At 55.5% G+C, this 2,150-nt stretch carries 1 protein-coding gene; it reads left to right on the forward strand.

From position 1 onward, the window contains the following. Positions 1–2,150: type I polyketide synthase (locus RMO84_RS12805; protein ID WP_310488840.1), on the forward strand; the 2,150-nt coding region annotated here is incomplete at both ends.

Raw genomic sequence — 2,150 nt, forward strand, 5'->3', positions numbered from 1 at the left:
CCGAGTATCAATTTCAGCAGTCCCAACCCGCACATCGATTTTGCCGAGAGTCCCTTTTATGTCAACGATAAATTAGTTGACTGGCCGAGTGGTGATACGCCGCGTCGGGCGGGAGTCAGTTCCTTTGGCGGTGGGGGTACCAATGCCCATGTCATCCTCGAAGAACCGCCCCAAATCGCGACTTCTGGTGCTGCGCGTCCGCATCAAGTCCTCTTACTCTCTGCCAAAACAGCTACGGCGTTGGAGCAACAGACACTTAATCTCAAAGAGTATCTGCACAAACATCCCGATCTTAACTTAGCCGATGTGGCCTTTACGCTCCAGCAAGGGCGCAGGGACTTCACTTATCGGCGGGCGATCGAGTGTCAAAATTTGGCCGAAGCGATCGACCATCTGGGGGCTTTACCCCATCTGACAACGGCAACGCGTCAAGCGATCGCGCAAAATCCTGGAGTGGTATTCGTGTTCCCCGGACAGGGTGCGCAATACGTACAGATGGGTCGGGAACTCTACCAATCGGAACCAGTATTTCAGCAAGCGATCGATACTTGTGCGGCAATCTTACAGCCATTATTAGAGCGCGATCTGCGCGAATTAATGTATCCAGATGCAGCGGATCTGGCTGCGAGTAGTGAGTTATTGACCCAAACTCGCTATGCCCAACCAGCGTTATTTGCGATCGAATATGCCCTCGCCCAACTCTGGCAGAGCTGGGGGATTCAACCTACTGCGGCGATCGGGCATAGTAGCGGCGAATTTGTCGCTGCTTGTTTGGCCGGTGTGTTCTCGCTCGCCGATGCCCTTAAACTGGTGGCGATGCGCGGCAAATTGATGTGGGATTTACCCGCTGGCTCGATGCTGTCAGTGCGATTGCCAGCAGCAGAAGTCGCACCGAGACTGACAACTGAAGTCTCGATCGCAGCAATTAATGGGCCGGTAGCTTGTGTTGTATCTGGCACTACGCCAGCGATCGTCGAGTTGCAGCGAGAATTGGATGCTGCCGAAATAATTTGTAAGCTGCTACACACTTCCCATGCGTTCCATTCGCCGATGATGGAGCCGATCGTCGCACCTTTTGCCGAGCTGGTTGCTACGATCCCCCTATCGCCACCCCAACTGCCCTTTGTCTCGTCGGTCACTGGTGACTGGATTACCGAGGCACTCGCGATCGATCCTCACTATTGGGCAAATCATCTGCGCCAGCCCGTACTTTTTGCTGAAGGCGTTCAAACCTTGTGGCGACAAGATGCTCGATATGTTTTATTGGAAGTCGGCCCGCGCCAATCCTCAACTGTTCTAGCTCGGCAGCAGATTATCGATCGCGATCGCCAAATCGCCGTCGCCTCCCTGGCCAATAGCACCGACCCCGCAGCCGAGTGGCCAGCTTTAGTCCAAGCGATCGGGCGACTGTGGTTGGCTGGTGTCGATCTCGATTGGTCGCAATTCTCCGCCCGAGAACGCCGCCAGCGCGTCCCCTTGCCCACCTATCCCTTCGAGCGACAGAAATATTGGATCGATCCGCCTACACCAACGAACTCTGTACCACCCATACCTATCGATACGCCTATGCTACCGTCACCAGCCACTCCCTCTGTCCCCCCATCGCGCGAAGTCCGATTGCTGGATGAGATCGCCGCAGTCTTCACCGCCACTACCGGAGTCGAGATCGGCACGAGCGAGCGGGATGCGACATTCTTGGAGTTGGGTCTAGATTCCCTGTCGCTGACGCAAGTAGCTTTGAGCCTCAAGAAAAAATTTCAAGTCCAAGTCACCTTTCGGCAATTATTGGAAGACTGCTCGAACCTGACGACACTCGCCCGATCGATCGATCTCCAATTGCCGCCAGCAGCCTTCCTTGCGCCAGTAATAGCTGTTACCGCTCCAACAATCGCGCCACCAGTTGCGATCTCGCCTAGCCCGATTCAGCCTAATACTGTCACCCCTGTTGCCCCGCAACCGATCCAGCCAGCACCAGCGATCGTCTCGATCGAGCGTCAGCCAGAGATCGCCACGATCGTCCAGCAGCAACTCCAGCTCATGGCACGGCAATTAGAATTGTTAGGCGGACAGTCGATCGCTGCCGCACCACCGATTGCTGGAGCGGTGGCACCAGTGGCACCAGTGGCAGTTGCTCTCAATGGACATAGCAA

The organism is Chamaesiphon sp. VAR_69_metabat_338 (assembly GCF_031423935.1).
GTDB lineage: Bacteria > Cyanobacteriota > Cyanobacteriia > Cyanobacteriales > Chamaesiphonaceae > Chamaesiphon.